The 19,504-nt window shown below is 66.0% G+C and carries 15 protein-coding genes; 9 read left to right on the top strand and 6 right to left on the bottom strand.

The genetic code is table 11. The features are described from left to right. Positions 1 to 83 precede the first annotated feature (83 nt). From O3300_RS01385 to O3300_RS01425, 9 genes are all read left to right on the top strand, one after another. Positions 84 to 3,782 carry a nitrate reductase subunit alpha gene (locus tag O3300_RS01385; protein WP_289909647.1) on the top strand — a complete coding sequence of 1,233 codons (3,699 nt, stop codon included), beginning with the start codon at positions 84 to 86 and terminating at the stop codon, positions 3,780 to 3,782. 1 nt (position 3,783) lies between these two features. Continuing rightward, positions 3,784 to 5,334 (top strand): nitrate reductase subunit beta, encoded by a 1,551-nt coding sequence (narH, locus tag O3300_RS01390; RefSeq protein ID WP_099664219.1) that lies wholly within the window; start codon positions 3,784 to 3,786, stop codon positions 5,332 to 5,334. Between the two features lie 9 nt (positions 5,335 to 5,343). After that, complete coding sequence (gene narJ, locus O3300_RS01395; protein ID WP_305051752.1) at positions 5,344 to 6,012, top strand: nitrate reductase molybdenum cofactor assembly chaperone; 669 nt, start codon at positions 5,344 to 5,346, stop codon at positions 6,010 to 6,012. Positions 6,013 to 6,046: 34 nt separating this feature from the next. Next, positions 6,047 to 6,733, top strand: coding sequence for a respiratory nitrate reductase subunit gamma (narI, locus tag O3300_RS01400; protein ID WP_305051753.1), 687 nt, complete (start codon positions 6,047 to 6,049; stop codon positions 6,731 to 6,733). Between the two features lie 15 nt (positions 6,734 to 6,748). Then, positions 6,749 to 7,495, top strand: coding sequence for a peptidylprolyl isomerase (locus tag O3300_RS01405; RefSeq protein ID WP_305051754.1), 747 nt, complete (start codon positions 6,749 to 6,751; stop codon positions 7,493 to 7,495). 88 nt (positions 7,496 to 7,583) lie between these two features. After that, positions 7,584 to 8,570 (top strand): GTP 3',8-cyclase MoaA, encoded by a 987-nt coding sequence (moaA, locus tag O3300_RS01410; RefSeq protein WP_251348986.1) that lies wholly within the window; start codon positions 7,584 to 7,586, stop codon positions 8,568 to 8,570. Positions 8,571 to 8,596: 26 nt separating this feature from the next. Continuing rightward, the gene (locus O3300_RS01415; RefSeq protein WP_305051755.1) at positions 8,597 to 10,498 is read left to right on the top strand and encodes a type IV pili methyl-accepting chemotaxis transducer N-terminal domain-containing protein; all 1,902 of its coding nucleotides are present in this window, start codon (positions 8,597 to 8,599) and stop codon (positions 10,496 to 10,498) included. Between the two features lie 24 nt (positions 10,499 to 10,522). After that, the gene (locus O3300_RS01420; RefSeq protein WP_034781594.1) at positions 10,523 to 11,185 is read left to right on the top strand and encodes a response regulator; all 663 of its coding nucleotides are present in this window, start codon (positions 10,523 to 10,525) and stop codon (positions 11,183 to 11,185) included. A 110-nt stretch (positions 11,186 to 11,295) separates the two neighbouring features. Further along, positions 11,296 to 12,507, top strand: coding sequence for an NnrS family protein (locus O3300_RS01425; protein ID WP_305051756.1), 1,212 nt, complete (start codon positions 11,296 to 11,298; stop codon positions 12,505 to 12,507). A gap of 3 nt (positions 12,508 to 12,510) precedes the next feature. Here the strand turns inward: O3300_RS01425 and O3300_RS01430 are convergent, their stop codons facing one another. The 6 genes from O3300_RS01430 to O3300_RS01455 all read right to left on the bottom strand — a co-directional run bounded on the left by O3300_RS01430 (position 12,511) and on the right by O3300_RS01455 (position 19,480). Beyond that, on the bottom strand, positions 12,511 to 12,636 hold the full coding sequence (locus O3300_RS01430; protein WP_257218626.1) for a hypothetical protein: 126 nt from the start codon (positions 12,634 to 12,636) through the stop codon (positions 12,511 to 12,513). 33 nt (positions 12,637 to 12,669) lie between these two features. Further along, positions 12,670 to 16,113, bottom strand: a complete 3,444-nt coding sequence (locus O3300_RS01435) for a response regulator (protein WP_305051757.1) — start codon at positions 16,111 to 16,113, stop codon at positions 12,670 to 12,672. 97 nt (positions 16,114 to 16,210) lie between these two features. Next, positions 16,211 to 17,674, bottom strand: a complete 1,464-nt coding sequence (locus tag O3300_RS01440) for a response regulator (RefSeq protein ID WP_305051758.1) — start codon at positions 17,672 to 17,674, stop codon at positions 16,211 to 16,213. Continuing rightward, complete coding sequence (locus O3300_RS01445; protein ID WP_305051759.1) at positions 17,671 to 18,033, bottom strand: Hpt domain-containing protein; 363 nt, start codon at positions 18,031 to 18,033, stop codon at positions 17,671 to 17,673. Before O3300_RS01445 ends, O3300_RS01440 begins: the two co-directional genes overlap by 4 nt. A gap of 34 nt (positions 18,034 to 18,067) precedes the next feature. After that, on the bottom strand, positions 18,068 to 18,694 hold the full coding sequence (locus O3300_RS01450) for a response regulator (RefSeq protein ID WP_099664209.1): 627 nt from the start codon (positions 18,692 to 18,694) through the stop codon (positions 18,068 to 18,070). 141 nt (positions 18,695 to 18,835) lie between these two features. Next, positions 18,836 to 19,480, bottom strand: a complete 645-nt coding sequence (locus O3300_RS01455; RefSeq protein ID WP_305051760.1) for a hypothetical protein — start codon at positions 19,478 to 19,480, stop codon at positions 18,836 to 18,838. Positions 19,481 to 19,504: the final 24 nt, after the last annotated feature.

Genomic DNA, 19,504 nt, shown 5'->3' on the forward strand with positions numbered 1-19,504 from the left:
GTTTGTATCGACGCTTGAGCCATCCTGCTTGCAGCGTTTTTTAAGACCTGGCGCCGCTGTCTGCGGCGCAATGTGGAGGTAGCATGAGTCACTTTCTGGACCGCCTGAAATTTTTTAGCAAGCCCGCCGAGCCGTTTTCAAACGGCCATGGCACCGTGGTCGATGAAGACCGTACCTGGGAAAACGCCTACCGCCAGCGCTGGCAGCACGACAAGATCGTGCGCTCCACGCATGGCGTGAACTGTACCGGCTCGTGCAGCTGGAAGGTGTATGTCAAGAATGGCCTGATCACCTGGGAAACCCAGCAAACCGATTACCCGCGCACGCGGCCCGACCTGCCCAACCACGAACCGCGCGGCTGTCCGCGCGGCGCCAGCTATTCCTGGTACGTGTATTCGGCGCAGCGCGTGAAATACCCGATGGTGCGCGGCCGCCTGATGGAAATGTGGCGCGAAGCGCGCAAGACCATGGACCCTGTCACGGCCTGGGACTGGATCAGCCAGGACCCCGTGCGCTCGCAGCAGTACAAGTCCATCCGCGGCCTGGGCGGCTTCGTGCGCGCCACGTGGGACGAATCGAATGAAATCATCGCCGCCGCGAATGCGCTGACGATCAAGAAATACGGCCCGGACCGCGTCGTCGGTTTTTCGCCGATTCCCGCCATGTCCATGGTCAGCTATGCCTCCGGCACGCGCTACCTGTCGCTGATCGGCGGCGTGGCCCTGAGCTTCTATGACTGGTACTGCGACTTGCCGCCGGCCAGCCCGCAAGTGTGGGGCGAACAGACGGACGTGCCGGAATCGGCCGACTGGTATAACTCGACCTATCTGATGGTGTGGGGCTCGAACGTGCCGATGACGCGCACGCCGGACGCCCACTTCTACACGGAAGTGCGCTACAAGGGCACGAAAACCGTGGCCATCTCGCCCGATTACGGCGAAATGGTGAAGTTCGGCGACATCTGGCTGGCGCCCAAGCAGGGCACGGATGCCGCGCTGGCGCTGGCCATGGGCCACGTCATCCTCAAGGAATTCCACTCGGAAGGGCAGAGCGCCTACTTCCGCGACTATGCGCGCCAGTACACGGACTTCCCGATGCTGGTCCTGCTCAAGGAGCATAACGGCACCCTGGTGCCCGACTACTTCCTGCGCGCTTCGCACCTGGACAACAACCTCGACGAAACCAACAATCCGGAATGGAAAACCCTCGTCATCGATGAAACCACGGGTGCGATCACCGCGCCGGCCGGCTCCATCGGCTTCCGCTGGGGTGAGTCGGGCAAGTGGAACCTGGAACAGAAGGCGGGCGGCAGCGGCGCGCCCATCGTGCCAATGCTCTCCATGATCAACGACAGCGACGCCGTCACGGAAGTGGGCTTTGCCTACTTCGGCGGCAAGGATGCGTCCGACATGCTGCTGCGCAAGGTGCCGGTGAAAACCATCCGCCTGGCCGACGGCAGCACGGGCCTGGTGACCACCGTGTTTGACCTGACCCTGGCCAACTACGGCATCGACCGTGGCCTGGGCGGCGAAAACGTGGCCGAAAGCTATGACGACGACGTGCCGTACACCCCCGCATGGCAGGAAAAGCACACTGGCGTGAAGCGCGCCGACGTCATCACCGTGGCACGCCAGTTCGCGGAAAACGCGGACCAGACGCGCGGCAAGAGCATGGTCATCGTGGGCGCCGGCCTGAATCACTGGTACCACATGGACATGACCTATCGCGGCATCATCAACATGCTGATGATGTGCGGCTGTATCGGCCAGTCGGGCGGCGGCTGGGCCCATTACGTGGGCCAGGAAAAACTGCGTCCGCAAACGGGCTGGACGCCTTTGGCCTTTGCCCAGGACTGGGTACGCCCAATGCGCCAGATGAACGGCACCTCGTTCTTCTATGCCCACACGAGCCAATGGCGCCATGAAAAGCTGGAAACGGGCGACATCGCCTCGCCATCGGCGGCCGGCGGCACGGGCGACCTGACCCTGCTCGACTACAACGCCAAGGCCGAACGCATGGGCTGGCTGCCATCGGCGCCGCAGCTGCAAACCAATCCGCTGGAAGTGGCCAAGGCCGCGAAGGCGGCGGGGCAGGCGCCGGCCGCGTATGCGCTCGACCAGATCAAGGCAGGCCAGTTGCAGTTCTCGTGCGACGACCCGGACAACCCGGCCAACTTCCCGCGCAATATGTTCGTCTGGCGTTCGAACATCCTCGGCAGCTCGGGCAAGGGTCACGAGTACTTCCTGAAATACCTGCTTGGTACGCAGAATGGCTTGCTCAGCGACGAAGACGACTGCCTCACGCCGAAGCAGGTGAAAGTGCGCCCGGCCGCCGAAGGCAAGCTCGATCTGCTGGTGGTGCTGGACTTCCGTATGTCGACCACGTGTCTGTACGGCGACGTGGTGCTGCCGACGGCCACCTGGTATGAAAAGGACGACTTGAACACGTCGGACATGCATCCGTTCATTCACCCCTTGTCGGAAGCCGTGCAACCCTTGTGGCAATCGAAATCGGACTGGGAAATCTACAAGGGCATCGCCGAGAAATTCTCGGAAATCGGCGGCGAGCTGCTGGGCACCCAGCAAGACATCATTTTGACGCCGCTGATGCACGACACCCCGGGCGAACTGGGCCAGCCATTCGATCCCAAGGATTGGCGCGCGGGCGAATGCGACGCCATTCCCGGCAAGACCATGCCGAACATGACGGTGGTCGAGCGCAATTACCGCGACGTCTACAAGAAATTCACCTCGATCGGCCCGCTGCTGGAAACCATCGGCAACGGCGGCAAGGGCATTTCCTGGAAAACGGGGCATGAAGTGGAGGTACTGCGCGGCGTGAACCGCACGGTGCTCGACGAGGGCGTGTCGAAGGGCCAGCCGCGCCTCGATACGGCCATCGATGCGGCCGAAATGATTCTGTCGCTGGCGCCGGAAACGAATGGCCACGTGGCCGTGAAAGCCTGGGCCGCGCTGTCCGCCATCACGGGACGCGAGCACACCCACCTGGCGCTGCCGCGCGAGCATGACAGCATCCGCTTCCGCGATGTGCAGGCGCAGCCGCGCAAGATCATTTCCTCGCCCACCTGGTCGGGCCTGGAAAGCGAAGAAGTCAGCTACACGGCCGGCTATACCAACGTGCATGAACTGATCCCATGGCGCACCCTGACGGGCCGCCAGCAGTTTTACCAGGATCACCTGTGGATGCGCGATTTCGGCGAGGGGCTGTGCGTGTACAAGCCGGCCATCAACACGAAGACGACGGAAGCGCTGCTGGGCACCAAGCCGAACGGCAACAAGGAACTGGCGCTGAACTTCCTGACACCGCACCAGAAGTGGGGCATCCACTCCACGTATTCGGACAACCTGCGCATGCTGACCCTGTCGCGCGGCGGACCGCACGTGTGGCTGTCGGAAACCGATGCGCAGACGGCAGGCATCGTCGATAACGACTGGATCGAAGTGTTCAACGTGAATGGCAGCCTGACGGCGCGTGCCATCGTCAGCCAGCGCATCCCGGCCGGCATGACGATGATGTACCACGCCCAGGAAAAGATCATCAACGTGCCTGGCGCGGAGATGACGGGCAAGCGGGGCGGCATCCATAACTCGGTGACGCGCGCCGTGCCCAAACCGACGCACATGATCGGCGGCTACGCACAACTGGCGTACGGTTTCAATTACTACGGCACGGTGGGCTCCAACCGCGATGAATTCGTATTGGTGCGCAAGATGAACAAGGTCGACTGGCTCGAAGGCCCGTTGCAGGAAGAAGGAGCATAGTATGAAAATCAGAGCGCAAATCGGCATGGTGCTGAACCTGGACAAGTGCATTGGCTGCCACACTTGTTCCGTCACCTGCAAGAACGTGTGGACCAGCCGTGACGGCGTCGAGTACGCATGGTTCAACAACGTGGAAACCAAGCCAGGCATCGGCTATCCGAAGCAGTGGGAAAACCAGGACAAGTGGAATGGCGGCTGGCGCCGCACGGACGCGGGCAAGATCGAGCCGCGCCAGGGCAGCCGTCTGAAAATCCTGGCGAATATCTTCGCCAACCCGAACCTGCCCGCCATCGACGAGTACTACGAGCCGTTCACCTACGACTACGAGCACCTGCAAAGCGCGCCGCTGTCGCAGACGCCGCCGACGGCCCGTCCCATCTCCGTGCTGACGGGGAAAAAGATGGAGAAAATCGAGTGGGGTCCGAATTGGGAGGATGACCTGGGCGGGGAATTCGCCCAGCGCAGTAAAGATAAACTGTTCGACAACATGCAGAAGGAGATGTACGGCACGTTCGAAAACACCTTCATGATGTACTTGCCGCGCCTGTGCGAGCATTGCCTGAACCCGACGTGCGTGGCGTCTTGCCCGTCCGGCTCCGTGTACAAGCGCGAAGACGACGGCATCGTGCTGATCGACCAGGACAAGTGCCGCGGCTGGCGCATGTGCATCTCCGGTTGCCCGTACAAGAAGATTTACTACAACTGGTCGTCCGGCAAGGCGGAGAAGTGCACGTTCTGCTTCCCCCGCATCGAAGCTGGCCAGCCGACCGTGTGCTCGGAAACGTGCGTGGGCCGCATCCGCTACCTGGGCGTGCTGCTGTATGACGCCGACAAGATCGAGGCTGCCGCCTCCGTGCCGCAGGAGCAGGACTTGTACCAGGCGCAGCTCGATCTGTTCCTCGATCCGCACGACCCGGCCATCATCGCCGAGGCGCGCCGCCAGGGCATCCCGGATCTTTGGCTGGAAGCGGCCGTCAAGTCGCCCGTCTACAAGATGGCCGTCGAGTGGAAAGTGGCGTTCCCGCTGCATCCGGAATACCGCACCTTGCCGATGGTGTGGTACGTGCCGCCGCTGTCGCCGATCCAGGCGGCTGCCGAATCGGGCAAGCTGGGCGTGAACGGCATGCTGCCGGATACGCAAAGCCTGCGCATTCCCGTGCAGTACCTGGCCAATCTGCTGACGGCCGGCGACCAGCCGCCCATCGTCTCGGCGCTGGACCGCATGCTGGCCATGCGTGCCTACATGCGCAGCAAGACCGTCGAGAAGGTGGAAAACCTCACGGTATTGAAGCAGGTGGGCTTGACCAAGGCGCAGGTGGAGGACATGTACCACATCATGGCCATCGCCAATTACGAAGACCGCTTCGTCATCCCCAGCAGCCACAAGGAAATGGCCGAGGACAGCTTCAACGAGAAGGGTTCGTGCGGTTTCAGCTTCGGCAACGGCTGCTCGGACGGAGTCAGCGAGCCTACCTTGTTCGGCAAGAAAAAACACGGTTCGGCCATCTTCATGCAGATGCCGAAGTCGCGCAAAACGGCGCCCGGCGCTTAAGGAGTTCATATGGAACACGCTATGCATCACTACCAAGTCCTTTCTCGCCTGCTGCTGTATCCCGAGCCCGAGCTGATCGAACACCTGCCGCAGCTCGATGCCGCGCTGGCGGCCGTGCCGGAACAGCACGCGCTGCTGCGGCCCTTGCTGGCGCACCTGGAAAGCAGCAGCCTGATCGACCTGCAGCAGCAGTACGTGGCCACGTTCGACCGCAATCCGTCGCACTCGCTGCACCTGTTCGAGCATATCCACGGCGAATCACGCGACCGGGGCCAGGCCATGGTCGACCTGATGGAGGAATACAAGCGCCACGGCCTGCAAATGGTGGGCGACGACTTGCCCGACTTCGTGCCCCTGTTCCTGGAGTTCCTGGCACAGCTCGACGAGGCGGCTTCGGCGCCGCTGCTGGGCGACGCCGTCCACGTGCTGGCGCACATCGGCCGCAAGCTGACGGCCAACGGCAGCCCGTATGCGCCCGTCTTCACCTTGCTAGAACGCCTGAGCCCCGTGGCGGCCGAAATGCTGGCTGAACCGCCGGTGCGCGACATGGATGAAGCGCTGGAAACCTTCGGTCCCGGTGCGGACGGCGTCGAGCCGTTGCTGCGCCAGGGTCAAGGCCAGGTCGCGGGCGGCGTCCATCCCGTGCATTTTCACCCGCAGCCGCGGCGCGCCGCTTAATTGGCCGCCTGCGCCCGCATGAGGAGAGTACATCATGAGTAATTATTTGCATCAATTTGTGTATGGCATTTATCCATACATCGTGCTGGCCATCTTTTTCCTGGGTAGCCTGATCCGTTTCGACCGCGAGCAATACACGTGGAAGTCCGATTCCAGCCAGTTGCTGCACCGCGGCAGCCTGCGCCTGGGCAATATTCTGTTCCACATCGGCATCATCGGCCTGCTGTTCGGCCATGCGGCCGGCTTGCTCACCCCCGTCTGGGTGTGGGACACGCTGGGCGTGTCGCATAGCCTGAAGCAGGGCGTGGCCATGGCGGCCGGCGGCGTGATGGGCGGCCTGTGCCTGGCCGGCATCCTGATCCTGCTGGCGCGCCGCTTCGGCAATGCACGGCTGCGCGCCGTCACCACGGTCGGCGACAAGCTGGTGATGGTGTGGATCCTGCTGACCTTGCTGCTGGGCCTGTCGTCGATCTTCGTCTCGGCTTCGCACATGGATGGCCACATGATGGTCTTGCTGATGAACTGGGCGCAGCACATCGTGACTTTCCGCGGCGACGCGGCCAGCTTCATCGTCGATGCGCCGCTGGTGTTCAAGCTGCACCTGTTCATGGGCATGTCGTTGTTCGTCATCTTCCCGTTCACCCGCCTGGTGCACGTGTGGAGCGGCTTTGGCGCCATCGGCTATCTTGGCCGCGCCTATCAGTTGGTGCGCCGCCGTTAAGAAAGGAGCTACATCATGGGAATCTCCGTCAATGGCATCGATATCGACGATGCCGACATCGCGCAGGAATTGCCGCATCACGACGGCGCCGGCAATCCGCTGAAACAGGCCGTGCATGAACTGGTGCTGCGCCGGCTGCTGCAAGACGAGGCCGAACGCCTCGGCGTGCAGGGCGGTAGCCTGGACGACCGCATCGAAGCGCTGTTCGCGCAGGAAGTGCGCGTGCCGCCCGCCGACGATGCGGCTTGCCGCACCTTTTATGCGCAGCGTCCGCAGCTGTTTAGCAGCGGCGCGCTGGTCGAGGCGCGCCACATCCTGTTCCAGGTGACGCCGGAGGCGCCTTTGGAACTGCTGCGGGCCACGGCGCAAGCCGTGCTCGACGCCCTGAAGCTGGCGCCCGAGCGCTTCGGCGAACTGGCGGCGCAGTATTCGAACTGCCCCTCGGGCGCCCTGGGCGGCAACCTGGGCCAGCTGTCGCCGGGCCAGAGCGTGCCGGAGTTCGACGCGCTGCTTTTCCGCCTGGAAGAGGGCGCGCTGGCTGGCCATTTGCTGGAAACGCGCTTCGGCTACCACATCGTGCAGGTGCTGCGCCGGGTCGAAGGCCAGGCCATCGCCTACGAGGCGGTGCAGGCGCAGATCGCCGACCGCCTGTCGCGTGCCGCGTGGCAGCGCGCCGTGCACCAGTATCTGCACTTGCTGGTGGGGCGCGCGGAGATCGCCGGCATCGAGCTGGAAGGCACAGCCAGTCCGTTAGTGCAATAGACCGGAAGGCGTAGGCCGCTAGGCCTTCTGGGGCACAGCCAGATCGTGCCCCAGCCTTTACAATCAAGGAAGAAACAGGAGTAGCGTCATGGGTAGCGTCAAGTTGCAGGACCGTTTTGGCCGTTCGATCGATTATGTGCGGCTGTCCGTCACCGACCGCTGCGATTTGCGCTGCAGTTATTGCATGCCCAAGGGCTTTCGCGGTTTCGAAGAGCCGAAGGACTGGCTGACGTTCGACGAGATCGAGCGCCTGCTGGGTATTTTCGTGCGCCTCGGCACGCGCCGCGTGCGCCTGACGGGCGGCGAGCCCCTGTTGCGGCGCAATCTGCCGGAACTGGCGCAGCGGCTGTCCGCGCTGCCCGGCTTGCAGGACTTGTCGCTGTCGACGAATGCCACCCAGCTGGGCAAGCACGCCGTGGCCCTGCGCGCGGCTGGCGTGGACCGCATCAACGTCAGCCTGGACTCCCTGGACCGCGCCTGCATGCAGCAGATCACGGGGCGCGACAGCCTGCAGCCGATTCTCGATGGCCTGATGGCGGGCAAGGGGGCCGGTTTCGACCCGATCAAGATCAATATGGTGGCCATGCGCGGCGTCAATGACAGCCAGATCGAGGCCATGGCGGCCTTCTGCATCGAGCAGCAGTTCATTCTGCGCCTGATCGAAGCCATGCCGATGGGCAGCACGGGCCGCAATGCCCGCTACATGCCGCTCGGTCCCGTGCGCGAGCGCCTGGCGGCCCGCTTTGGCCTGGTGCCGCAGGCGATGGAGCTCGGTGGCGGGCCGGCGCGCTATATGGCGACCCCCGACGGGCGCTCGAGCATCGGTTTCATCACGCCCATGTCGCAGCACTTTTGCGCCACCTGCAACCGCGTGCGCCTGTCCGTCGATGGTACCCTGTATTTGTGCCTGGGCCAGGAAGAAAAATTCGCCTTTGGCCCCATGCTGCGCGGCGGGGCCACGGATGCGGAGATCGAAGCGGCGATCCGCGCCGCCATCGAACTCAAGCCGCAGCAGCACGATTTCAACACGCAGCCGGACAAGATTATCCGTTTTATGGCCCAAACCGGAGGCTGAACGGTGCGGTGCCAAGTAAAGGGTGTATGAAATTTAAAGCGATGTTTTCCTCCTGGCAGAAGCTGTCGACCAAGATCGTCGGCGCGCTGCTGCTCATGCTGGTGCTGGCCCTGAGTGCCATCGGCTGCACCCTGTTCCTGTCGTGGCAGCTCGAAGGCAGTTCGGCCGCCATCAACGAGACGGGCCGGCTGCGCATGCAGACTTACCGCCTGACCCTTTTGCTTGCCAGCGACGCGGGCGAGCAGGCGCGCCAGCAAGTGCTGCTGATCGACGAGACCCTGGCCAAGATCGGCCATGGCGACCCGCAGCGTCCCTTGTTCCTGCCGCCCAGCAGCGCCATCAAATCCGAATTCGAGCGCATCGGCACCGCCTGGCGCGGCGCCCTGCGTCCGGCCGCCCTGGCCGCCGATTCCAGCGCGCGCGCGCGCCAGTTCGAGCATGACGCCGACACCTTCGTGGGCCAGGTCGACCAGTTGGTGCGCCTGATCGAACACGATAGCGAACAGCGCACCTTCTGGCTGCGCGCCTCGCAACTGATCCTGGTCGGCATGGCCGTCATCGGCACGGTGAGCATGATTTACCTGATGTTCATGCTGATCATCGAACCGGTCACGCGCCTGCGGCTGGGCATGCAGCGCATGAAGGAACGCGATTTCAGCGTGCGCCTGGCCGTCGAGAGCAATGACGAATTCGGCCAGCTGGCCAGTGGCTTCAACCAGATGGCCGACCGCCTGCAGGCGCTGTACGGCAACCTGGAAGAGGGCGTGCGCAGCAAGACGGCCACGCTGGAATACCGCAACCGCGAACTGGCGCTGCTGTACGAAAGCGCCGCCTTCCTGCAGCGCCCGCAGCCGCTGGAAGACATCTGCGGCGGTTTCATGCAGCGCATCGTCGACTATTTCGAGGCCGACGGCTCCACCGTGCGCGTGCTCGACGCCGAGCGGGGCAACCTGCACATGGTGGTGCACCACGGCCTGTCCGAAGAACTGGTGGCGTCCGAGCATTGCCTGAAGGTGGGCGACTGCCTGTGTGGCACGGCCGTCGAGATGAAGGTGGCGAAGGTGCACGACATGCGCCGTATCGACAAGGCGCACGAGCTGCGCTGCCACCGCGAGGGCTTTGCCACCGTCTCCGTTTTCCACATCTACGCGCATGAACAGCACCTGGGCTTTTTCAACCTGCATTTCCGCCATGCGCGCGTGTTTTCCGCGCGCGAGCTGGCCTTGCTGGAAACGCTGGGCCAGTTGCTGGGCATCGCGCTGGAAAACCTGCGCCTGGCTGCGCGCGAACGCGAAATGGCCATTTCCGAAGAGCGCAACCTGGTGGCGCAGGGGCTGCACGACAGCATCGCGCAAAGCCTCAATTTCCTCAACCTGCAAGTGCAGATGCTCGACGACTCCGTGCGCAACGCCCGTTTCGACGAGGTGGCGGGCATCGTGCCGGCCCTGCATGCGGGCGTGAAGGAAAGCTATGAAGACGTGCGCGAACTGCTGGCCAATTTCCGCAGCCGCCTGATGGAAGATGACCTGATCGGCTCCCTGCGCGCCGCGGTGGACAAATTCCGCCGCCAGACGGGCATCGACGCCGAGCTGCTGGCCGATGTCGACGGCGCGCCATTCCCCCGCGAGCAGCAATTGCAGTTATTATTCATCGTGCAGGAAGCGCTGTCGAACATCCGCAAGCACGCCCAGGCCAGCCACGTCGAGGTGCGCCTCGCCGACCACCAGGACTTTACCTTGACGATCAGCGACAATGGCGTCGGCTTCGACGCTTGCGCCGTGCTGGAAAAGGGCGACAGCCATGTCGGCATCCATATCATGCGCGAGCGCGCGCAGCGCATCGACGCCACGTTCGACGTGCACGCCTGTCCTGGCGGCGGCACCACCGTCGAACTGCATTTGTCGCGCGAACAGCGCCGCGCCGCCTAAGTAACCACCTGAAAGTACAAAAAAATGGAGACACCCGATAAACCGATCACCGTCATGCTGGTGGACGACCACGCGCTGTTCCGCAGCGGCATACGCTCGCTGCTGCAGCGGCATACGGACTTTTCCGTCGTGGGCGAGGCGGCCGATGGCGTGGAAGGCATCAAGCGCGCCATCCAGTTGCAGCCCGACGTGGTGCTGCTGGACCTGAACATGGCCGGCATGTCCGGCGTGGAAGCGCTGCAGCTGATGCAGCACGATTGCCCGGACACGGCCATCGTCATGCTGACCGTGTCCGAAGATGCGGAAGACCTGGCGACGGCCCTGCGCGCGGGCGCCTGCGGCTACCTGATCAAGAATATCGACGCCGATTACCTGGTGCGCGCCATCCGCCGCGCCGCCGCCGGCGAAGTCGTCATCGCCGAAGCCATGACGGGCAAGCTGGTGGCGCAGCTGCAGGCGGGCACGCGGCGCGAGGAGCCCGTGTCGGAACTCGACAAGCTCACGCCGCGCGAAAAGGAAATCATCGACTGCCTGTCGCGCGGCGAGAGCAACAAGGGCATCGCCCGCACGCTGGACCTGGCTGAAAGCACGGTCAAGATCCACGTGCAGAACGTGCTGAAAAAACTCAACCTCACCAGCCGCGTGCAGGCGGCCGTGTACGCGGTCGAACACCGCCAGGGCAAGTAGCCTGCGCCGGCGGCTAGTCCTTGCGGGCTAGCCGTCTAATCCTTTTGCCGATGGCGGCAGCTGCGCTTTTAAAGTAGTATATTGAATATATCTTTAAATGCGAGCCCATCATGGCCATCACCCCGATCAGCGAACAATCTCCTTCTCCCGCCGCCCCCGGCGCGGCGCCCTGGCATGCCGGCCACGCCGTCTGGCAACTGGGTTTCCGCCCGTTTTACCTGCTGGCGGCCGTGTTTGCGGCCATCAGCATTCCCCTGTGGCTGGCCAGCTACTTCGGCGTGCTGGCGGGCGGCTTGCACGTGGGGCTGGGCTGGCATATGCATGAAATGGTGTTCGGCTTCGCGCTGGCCGTCGTCGTGGGCTTCCTGTACACGGCGGGACGCAACTGGACGGGCTTGCCCACGCCGCACGGCGCGCCGCTGATGGCGCTGGCGGCGCTGTGGCTGGCGGGGCGCGTGGCCATGCTGTGCGGGCCCAGCCTGCTGACGGCGCTGGTCGACTGGCTGTTCCTGCCGCTGGCCGCCTGGCCCCTGTATCGGGTGCTGCGCCGCTCGGGCAATACGCGCAACCTGTTCCTCGTCGGCTTGCTGGCCTTGCTGGCGCTGGCCAACGGCCTGTTCCATGCGGCCGTGCTGGGCTGGCTGCCGTTGTCGCTGTTCCTGCCCGTGCAGGCGGCCATCTTCATCATCGTGCTGATCGAATCGGTGATCGGCGCGCGCGTGATCCCCATGTTTACCCGCAATGGCGCGCCTGGCAGCACGCCGGTGGCCAGCCCGCGGCGGGCCTTGATCGCCGTGGCCTGCATGGCGGCGGCCGCGATCGCGTGGCTGGCCGGCGCGCCGGCCTGGCTGACGGCGCCGCTGGCTTTCTGTGCTGCCGGCGTCTCGCTGACCAACCTGCTGGCCTGGCAGCCACAGCGCACTTTGCGCGTGCCGCTGCTGTGGATCCTGCACCTGTCGTATGCGTGGATAGGCATCGGCTTCGCGCTGCTGGCGGCCGCCAGCCTGGGCCTGCTGCCGGCCAGCGCCGCGTTTCACGCGCTGACGGTGGGCTCGATGGCGGGCCTGATCATCGGCATGATGACGCGCACCACCCTGGGCCACACAGGGCGGCCGTTGAAAGGCGGCAGGGCGGAAGCGGCGATGTACTGGCTGATCCAGCTGGGCGCGCTGGCGCGCCTGCTGGCCGCCGTCGGTCCCGCAACGCTGGCCATGCCGCTGCTGCTGGCAGCGGGCGCCTGCTGGTCGCTGGCCTTTGGCCTGTATGCGTGCGTGTATGCGCCGTACCTGTGGCGCGCCAGGGTGGATGGCCGCGAAGGCTAAGCGTCAGAAAGGGCGCCAGGCCAGCAGTTTCCTGATTTCCGGCGTCCAGTAGGACAGCGATTCGCCCACGACGAATAGCAGCAGGCCCAGCATCAAGGCTCTCAGCAGTAAATCCCTGCACCAGATCATGGCGTCTCCCAAAATTTCATATTGGCAAGTTTATCATTGGCATGCCTGGCCATGTTGCGTTTTTGGTACGGGCGCCTGGTCGGGCGGCGGCGGCCGTGCCGTGAAGCCGGCGACGGCCTCGAAGGCGTGCGCCAGCGCCTGCTCCAGTGTGTCGAGCGCGGCGGCCGCATCGTCGCCGGCGTGCAGCAGCTGTTCGGCATGCCGGGCCGCATGCAGGGTGGCGGGCAGGGCCAGGCTGCCCGCCTCGCCGGCCAGCTTGTGCGCCAGCGCGGCCGCGTCGCCGCGCGCATCGGCCGCCAGCAGGGCCCGCATGGCGCCGACCGTGTCGCCGTAGGTGTTGCTAAAACACAACAAGTGCTGGCGGTAGGGTGCTTCATCGAGCCACTGCGCCATCCCTTGCGCCAGGTCGATCGCGGGCGCCGCGCCGGCCGGCGGCTCGGTCATTGCCATTTCGGCCGTGACAGGCGGCAGGGCAGGCAGCCCTTGCGCATGACGCCGGTGCGCGCGCGCGACCAGGGCGATGGTCTGCGGCACGTCGAACGGTTTGCTGATGAAATGGTTCACGCCCGCTTCCAGTGCCGCCGTGCGCTGCGTCTGGAAGGCGCCGGCCGTCAGCGCCACCACGGGCAAGTCCTGGAACTGCGGCAACTGGCGCAGCGCGCGCGTCGCCTGCAAGCCATCCATGACGGGCATCTGCACATCCATCAGCACGATGTCGACGTCGGCGGGGTGGGCCAGCAGCCAGTCCAGCGCCTGCTGGCCATCGCAGGCGAACGAGGGGACGGCGCCCTGGTCGCACAGGATATGCCTGACCACGTCGCGGTTGATTTCGCTGTCGTCGACCACCAGCACGCGCACGCCGGCCAGCTGGCGCTCTTCCAGCGGAACCAGACTGGCGTCCAGGCCGGCGTCCCTGGCGCGCTGCTGGCGCGCAGCCATCACCGCGTTGTACAGGCTGGAAGCGGTCACCGGCTCGTTGAGGATGGCATCGGCGGCATAGACCGGGTCGGTGCGCCGCCGTGCCGGCGCCATTGCCGGCGCGCCGCTGGCGGCCAGGATGACGACGGGGCAATCCTGCGGCGGCAAGTATTCGCGCAGCGCGCGCGCCGTCGCTTCGCCGTCCAGGTCCGGCATGCGGGCGGCCAGCAGCACGACGCCGGGCCGCTCGCCCTCGGCGCAGGCCAGCGCATAATCGAGTGCCGCCTGGCCGCCGGACACGGCATGCACGCTCCAGCCCAGGCCGCGCGCCACGGCGTCCACCGCCTCGCGCGTGCCGGGGTTGTCATCGGCCAGCAAGACATGCAGGCCCTGCATGTCGGGTGAGGACAGGGCGCCGGCGGGCATCAATTGCAGGGGCACCGTGAAACTGAATGTGCTGCCCTGGCCCAGGCCGCTTTTCAGCTGCAGGGTGCCGCCCATCAGGCGGACCAGCTGGCGGCAGATGGTCAGACCCAGTCCCGTGCCGCCGAAGCGGCGCGTGGTGGAACTGTCGGCCTGGGCGAAGGCGGAAAAGATCGCTTCCTGCACCTCGGGGGCGATGCCGATGCCCGTGTCGCGCACGCAAAAGCGCAGCACCGCGGCGTCGCCGTCGCGGCTGTCCAGCGTGGTCAGCAGCTCGACCGTGCCCTGCGGCGTGAACTTGATGGCATTGCTGCCCAGGTTGACCAGCACTTGCTCCAGCCGCAGCGCGTCGCCCAGCATGTGGTCAATGCCGTCGGGCAACGGCCCGATCCGCACCTCAATCGGCTTGTCGTGCGCGGCAACGCCCATGCTGGCGGCAATCTTTTCGATCACTTCGGCCAGGCGGAACGGCGCCTGCTCGATGCGCATGTGGCCGGCCTCGATTTTCGAGACGTCCAGCACGTCGTTGATGATGCCCAGCAGGGATTGGCCTGCGGCGCGGATCTTGCGCGTCATCAACAGTCCCTCTTCATCCAGGCGGCCCCTTTCCAGCAGCCAGGCCATGCCGAGGATGGCGTTCAGCGGCGAGCGGATTTCATGGCTCATGTTGGCGAGGAATTCCGCCTTGCTGCGGTTGGCCGCTTCGGCCCCGTCGCGCGCCAGCAGCATGGCCGCCTCGGCCTGCTTTTGCGCGGAAATATCCTGGGCAAAGATCAAGGTGGCCGGCCCATCCTTGAGCATCACGCGCGTGCTGGTCTTGAGGGTGGGCACGGGCCGGCCCTGCTTGTCCAGGCCGACGGCTTCAAACACCTGTTCGCTGGCCGAATCGGCCTCGATCAGCGTCTCGTTGCTTGCCAGCGCCACTTGCGAGTCGGCCGTGAGCATGGTGCGCCAGGCCAGGCCGCTCAGGTCATCCTCGGGCGCATAGCCATGCAGGTGGCGGTAGCGCGGGTTGGAATACACGAAGCGCCCATGGCGCAGGATGGCAATCGCCACGGGCGCATCTTCGATCAGGGTGCGAAAGCGCGTTTCGCTGTCGGACACGGCTTGCATGGCCTGGCGTTCCCTTTCCTGTTCCACCTGCCAGGCCGCCTGCTGCCGGCGCCGCCGCTGGCTCCAGAACAGCAGGCTGGCCGCGGCCAGCGCCAGCATGGCAAAGCCCAGCACGTAGCCCAGCGCCTGGCGCCGCAGCGGGGCGGCGATGGCCGCTTCTTCGCGGCTCAGGCCGATGATCAGGGCGCGGTCCATGTGCAGCGCGGCGGGGGCGATGGTTGCCATCGCCATGACGCGGGGGGAGGCGGACCCGCCGGCGCCGGCAATCTCGACACCGCTCAGCACGCCCGCCTGAAAGCCGCTGTCGCGAAAGCGCCGCAGGAAGCTGCCGGGCGCGTCCACATTGCCGCCATTGGCGTTCCTGGGGGGATAGTTCAGGAATTGCCGGCCGTCGCCATGCACGACCACGGCCCAGACGTCGGGCGCATACATGGCGGTGCGGAACTTGGCCGTGAAATAGTCGGGGTCGAAGGTGGCCACGACGACGCCGGCGAAGCGGCCTTGCCGGTCCTGCACCATGCGCGCCGCCGTGATGACCAGGTCCCGCTTGAAGGACAGGAAAGGCGCCGAGATGTACAGCATGCGCGCATCGGGGGCGTCGCGCGCCGTCTGGAAGTAGCCGCGGCGCGAAAAATCCTGGCCGGCCAGTTCCGGGATGTTGGTGGCGACCGGCTTGCCGCCGGCATCGATGACCAGCATGGTGCGCACGCCCGGCATGGCGTCGACCAGCGCGGCCAGGCGCCGGGGCAGCGCTTGCCCGGCGTCGGGCGCGGCGCCGGCGGCAAGATAGTCGCGGATCACGCCGTCGAGCACCAGGTTGGTCGACGCCAGGTCGACTTCGATATTTTTTGCCAGCAGCGCCGTCAGCACGCTGAGCCGTTCGCGCTCGGCCGCATCGTGCCGCGACGCTTCGGCCAGGTGCGCGTAGGCGAGGGCGGCAGCCACGATCAGCAGCCCGAGGAGCAAAAACAGCCATTCGATCAATCGCCTGTGCACTGCCGCCGCATCTGTGTGGTAGGTCATGTGGCGATGCTATACCCGATATGCACGGAGAACAACTTTTGCGCATGACTACGCAGGTGATAGTGTGGCCAATTTGCCGCCAGGCGGCCGCCGCGGGCTAGCGCGCCAGCCAGCGTTCCACCATGGCGCGCAGCTGGGCGGCCGTGAAGGGCTTGGACAGGTAATCGTCCATGCCGGCCGCCGCGCAGCGCTGCCGGTCGTCGTCCGTGACGCCGGCCGTGAGGGCGATGACGGGCAGGCGCGGCGCGCCGCTGGCCGCTTCGCGGGCGCGCAGGGCCAGGCACGCCTGGTAGCCGTCCATGACGGGCATCATGCAATCCATCAGGACCAGGTCGTACTGTTGTTCGGCCAGCGCTTGCAGGCCCAGCGCGCCGTTCTCCGCCGTGTCGATGGCGTAGCCGCAGGTGCCCAGCTGCAGGCACACCAGCTGGCGGTTCAGCGCCGTATCCTCGACCAGCAGGATGCGCGCGCCCTGCGCTATCTCCTGCTCCGGCGGCTTGGCGGCATCCGCTGGTGGTGCGCGCTCCTGCAGCGCCAGCACCGTGGCCGCGTCGCGCTCCTGGCGCCGCAGCAGGGCCAGGATCAGCGCGACGGCCGCGGCCAGCACGAGCAGGCTGACGATGGCCGCGCCGCCCATGGTGAGCAGCATGCGCCGCCAGCCCGCCAGGTAGACGTCGTCCGTCACGGTCACGTTGATGGCCAGCGGATAGTCGCGCACCAGCCGTATGGCGGCCAGGCGGTCGACCGCGCGCCCCTGGTCGGCCGCGCGCGGCGAGTCCACCTGCAGCACGCCATCGGTCTTGCCCTGTTCCAGCAGGCGGTAGGTGCTGCCCGTCAGGTTGCGCTTGCCCATCATGGCGGGTACGGCCGGCCAGCGGGCCAGCAGCGTGTAGTCGCTGCGGTACAGGGAAAAGGCCGTGTGTTCGCCGATGCTGGTGTTCTGGAAGAATGTGCTGAAGAAGTCGCACGACAGGCCCACCAGCACCACGCCCAGGAAGCGGCCGTCCGTGCCGCTGATGCGCCGGCTGATATAGAAGGTCCAGGCGCCATCGCCCTTGTTTTGCACGGGCGCGCTGACATGCATGCCGCCGTCCGGGTGGCGCCGGTGATACTCGAAGTAATCGCGCTCGTCGAGGCGGATGGACGGCGCGGGAAAGGCGCGGCTGAAGGCCAGCACCTTGGCATCGCCGCCGACGATGGATACCCCGTCCACCTGCGGCACGCCGCCGATCTTGTGCCGCAGCATCTGCTGCATGGCCGGGGTGCCGACGGCGGCGGCCAGCGCTTGCGCGTCTGCCGGGGCGGCGGCATCGATGTCGCGGCTGACGCCGTCGAGCACCAGCCTGGCCGCCGTCATGCTCTGCGCCGTGTTTTCCGCCAGCAGCAGCGACAGCTTGGACAAGTCCTGTTTCCAGTCGTCGACGGCTTCGCGGTGCAGCAGCACGCCGGAGACGACGATGCGCAGCGCCAGCAGGCCCACCAGCACCAGGCCCACGACGGCCGCCGTGGTGCGCGGCCGATAGCGGTGCACCAGGCGCAGGGCGGCCTGGCGCGCGTTCATGCCTGCGCGCCCGTGTAGTCGAGCATGCTGCGGCGTACCTCCTGCTCCACCGCGCCGACCAGCGCCGCCGTCTCAGCTAGCCAGTTCGCTGCCGGCACGCCCTGGTGGCGCACCAGCTGCTCGAATTCCGCCAGGCGCGCCGCCAGGGCACCGGCGCCCAGCAGGACGACGGTGCCGCGCAAGGTATGGCAGCTGTGCACGATGGCTTGCGCCGTACCGCCGCGCACGGCCTGCTCGACGCGGGCAAACATGGCCGGCGCCGTATCGAGGTAGGTCTGCGACAGGGCGCGGAACATCTCCAGGTCGCGCCCGGTGGCCTGGAACAGCACGGCAGGATCGATGTGGCGATAGGCTGGCATGGCGGCTCCGTGGCGGGGGGGAGGCGGTGGCCGGCTAGGCGGCCAGGCTGTTGCGCCGCGCATGGCCGGCGCAGCAGGCGCGCAGATAGCCGCGCAGCTCGTCGTAATTGACGGGTTTGGCAAAGAACACCACGCCGGGCGGCACGCCGCCCCGTTCTTGCAGTTCCTCCGGCGTCAGGCTCGACAGCATGGCGATGTGCATGTCCGCCAGCAGCGGGTCGGCCAGGATGGTGCGGATCACCTCGTAGCCGTCGATGCCTTCCATGATGATGTCGGCCAACAGGATGTCGGGCTGGTCGCGGGCGATTTCCATCAGCGCCTGGTAGCCGTTTTCGCAAAAGCGCAAGTCCGCCTGCAAGCCCCAGGAACCGATCTGCTTTTCATACAGCGCCCGTTCGATCGGATTGTCTTCGATGACGAGGATGGACGGCGGGCGGCCCGACGGGGCGGGGCGGCCCGCGCGTGCGGCGCGCTGGTCCTGGCCCGGCTGGCCGGGATTGCCCTTGTAGGCTTCGACGGCCGCGAGGGGAATGCGGCGGTGGCCGCCCTTGGTCTTCCAGGCTTCGATCACGCCGGCCTCGACCAGTTGCTGCACGGATGTCACCGAGATGCCGAGGATTTCGGCGGCCTTTTGGGTAGTGCAAACGTCTGCAGTGTGCATGATGGGCTGTCTGGTCGCGGATGAAGTTGAAGGAGATGATACGCAATCGCGCTCAAAAAATCAATTTTAACGAATTAGATGAATTCAATAAAAACCTGGCTGGTTCTGGGCCGGGCTGGCGCGCCACGCCGACGTCCGGGCTCATGGCCGGCTGCCGGCGCCGCTGCGCTCCTCGGCCAGCACCGCGCCCGTTTGCAGGGCCGTGACGGCTTGCGACAGCGTGTCGAGCGCCATCAGCAGTTCCGCATGCAGGCGGCGCAGCGCACCGATATCGTTGGCAAAGCCCGCATGCACGGCCTGGCGCGCCAGCGCCTGCAAGGGGAGCAGGCCCATGGCCAGGCTGCCGTCGAGAATTTCCTGCGCCAGCACGCGCGCCGGGGCGGACCGCTCGCAGCGCAGCGCATGGGCGATGCCGGCGAGGCGGTCGCGCGTCTCGGCCACGAACAGGGCCAGAATCTCGCCCTGCAGGCGCCGGTCGTGGCCGAACATGGCGTCCAGGCGGGCCAGTTCGAATGGCGGCGCGCCCGGCGCCCTGGGCGCTTGCGGCGGCGGTGCGCTGTCAGCCCCCCTGGCCGGCGGGGCCGCTTTGCGCATCTGCAGCAGTTGATGCAGGTCGGACGGCGTGCTGGCGCCGGCCGCTGGCGCGCGGCCGGCCTGGCGCCAGCGGGTGCGGCGCCAGAGCAGGGCGGCCAGCAGCAACAGCAAGCCTGCCAGCGCCAGCGCCGGGCGCATCAGCGACAGGTCTTCGCAGCGCAGGAAGGGGTGGATGGAGAGAAAGGCGTTCATGGCGGTGCTCCAGTGCGGACGATG

This window comes from Janthinobacterium sp. SUN206 (genome assembly GCF_030587305.1).
Classification (GTDB): domain Bacteria; phylum Pseudomonadota; class Gammaproteobacteria; order Burkholderiales; family Burkholderiaceae_D; genus Janthinobacterium; species Janthinobacterium kumbetense.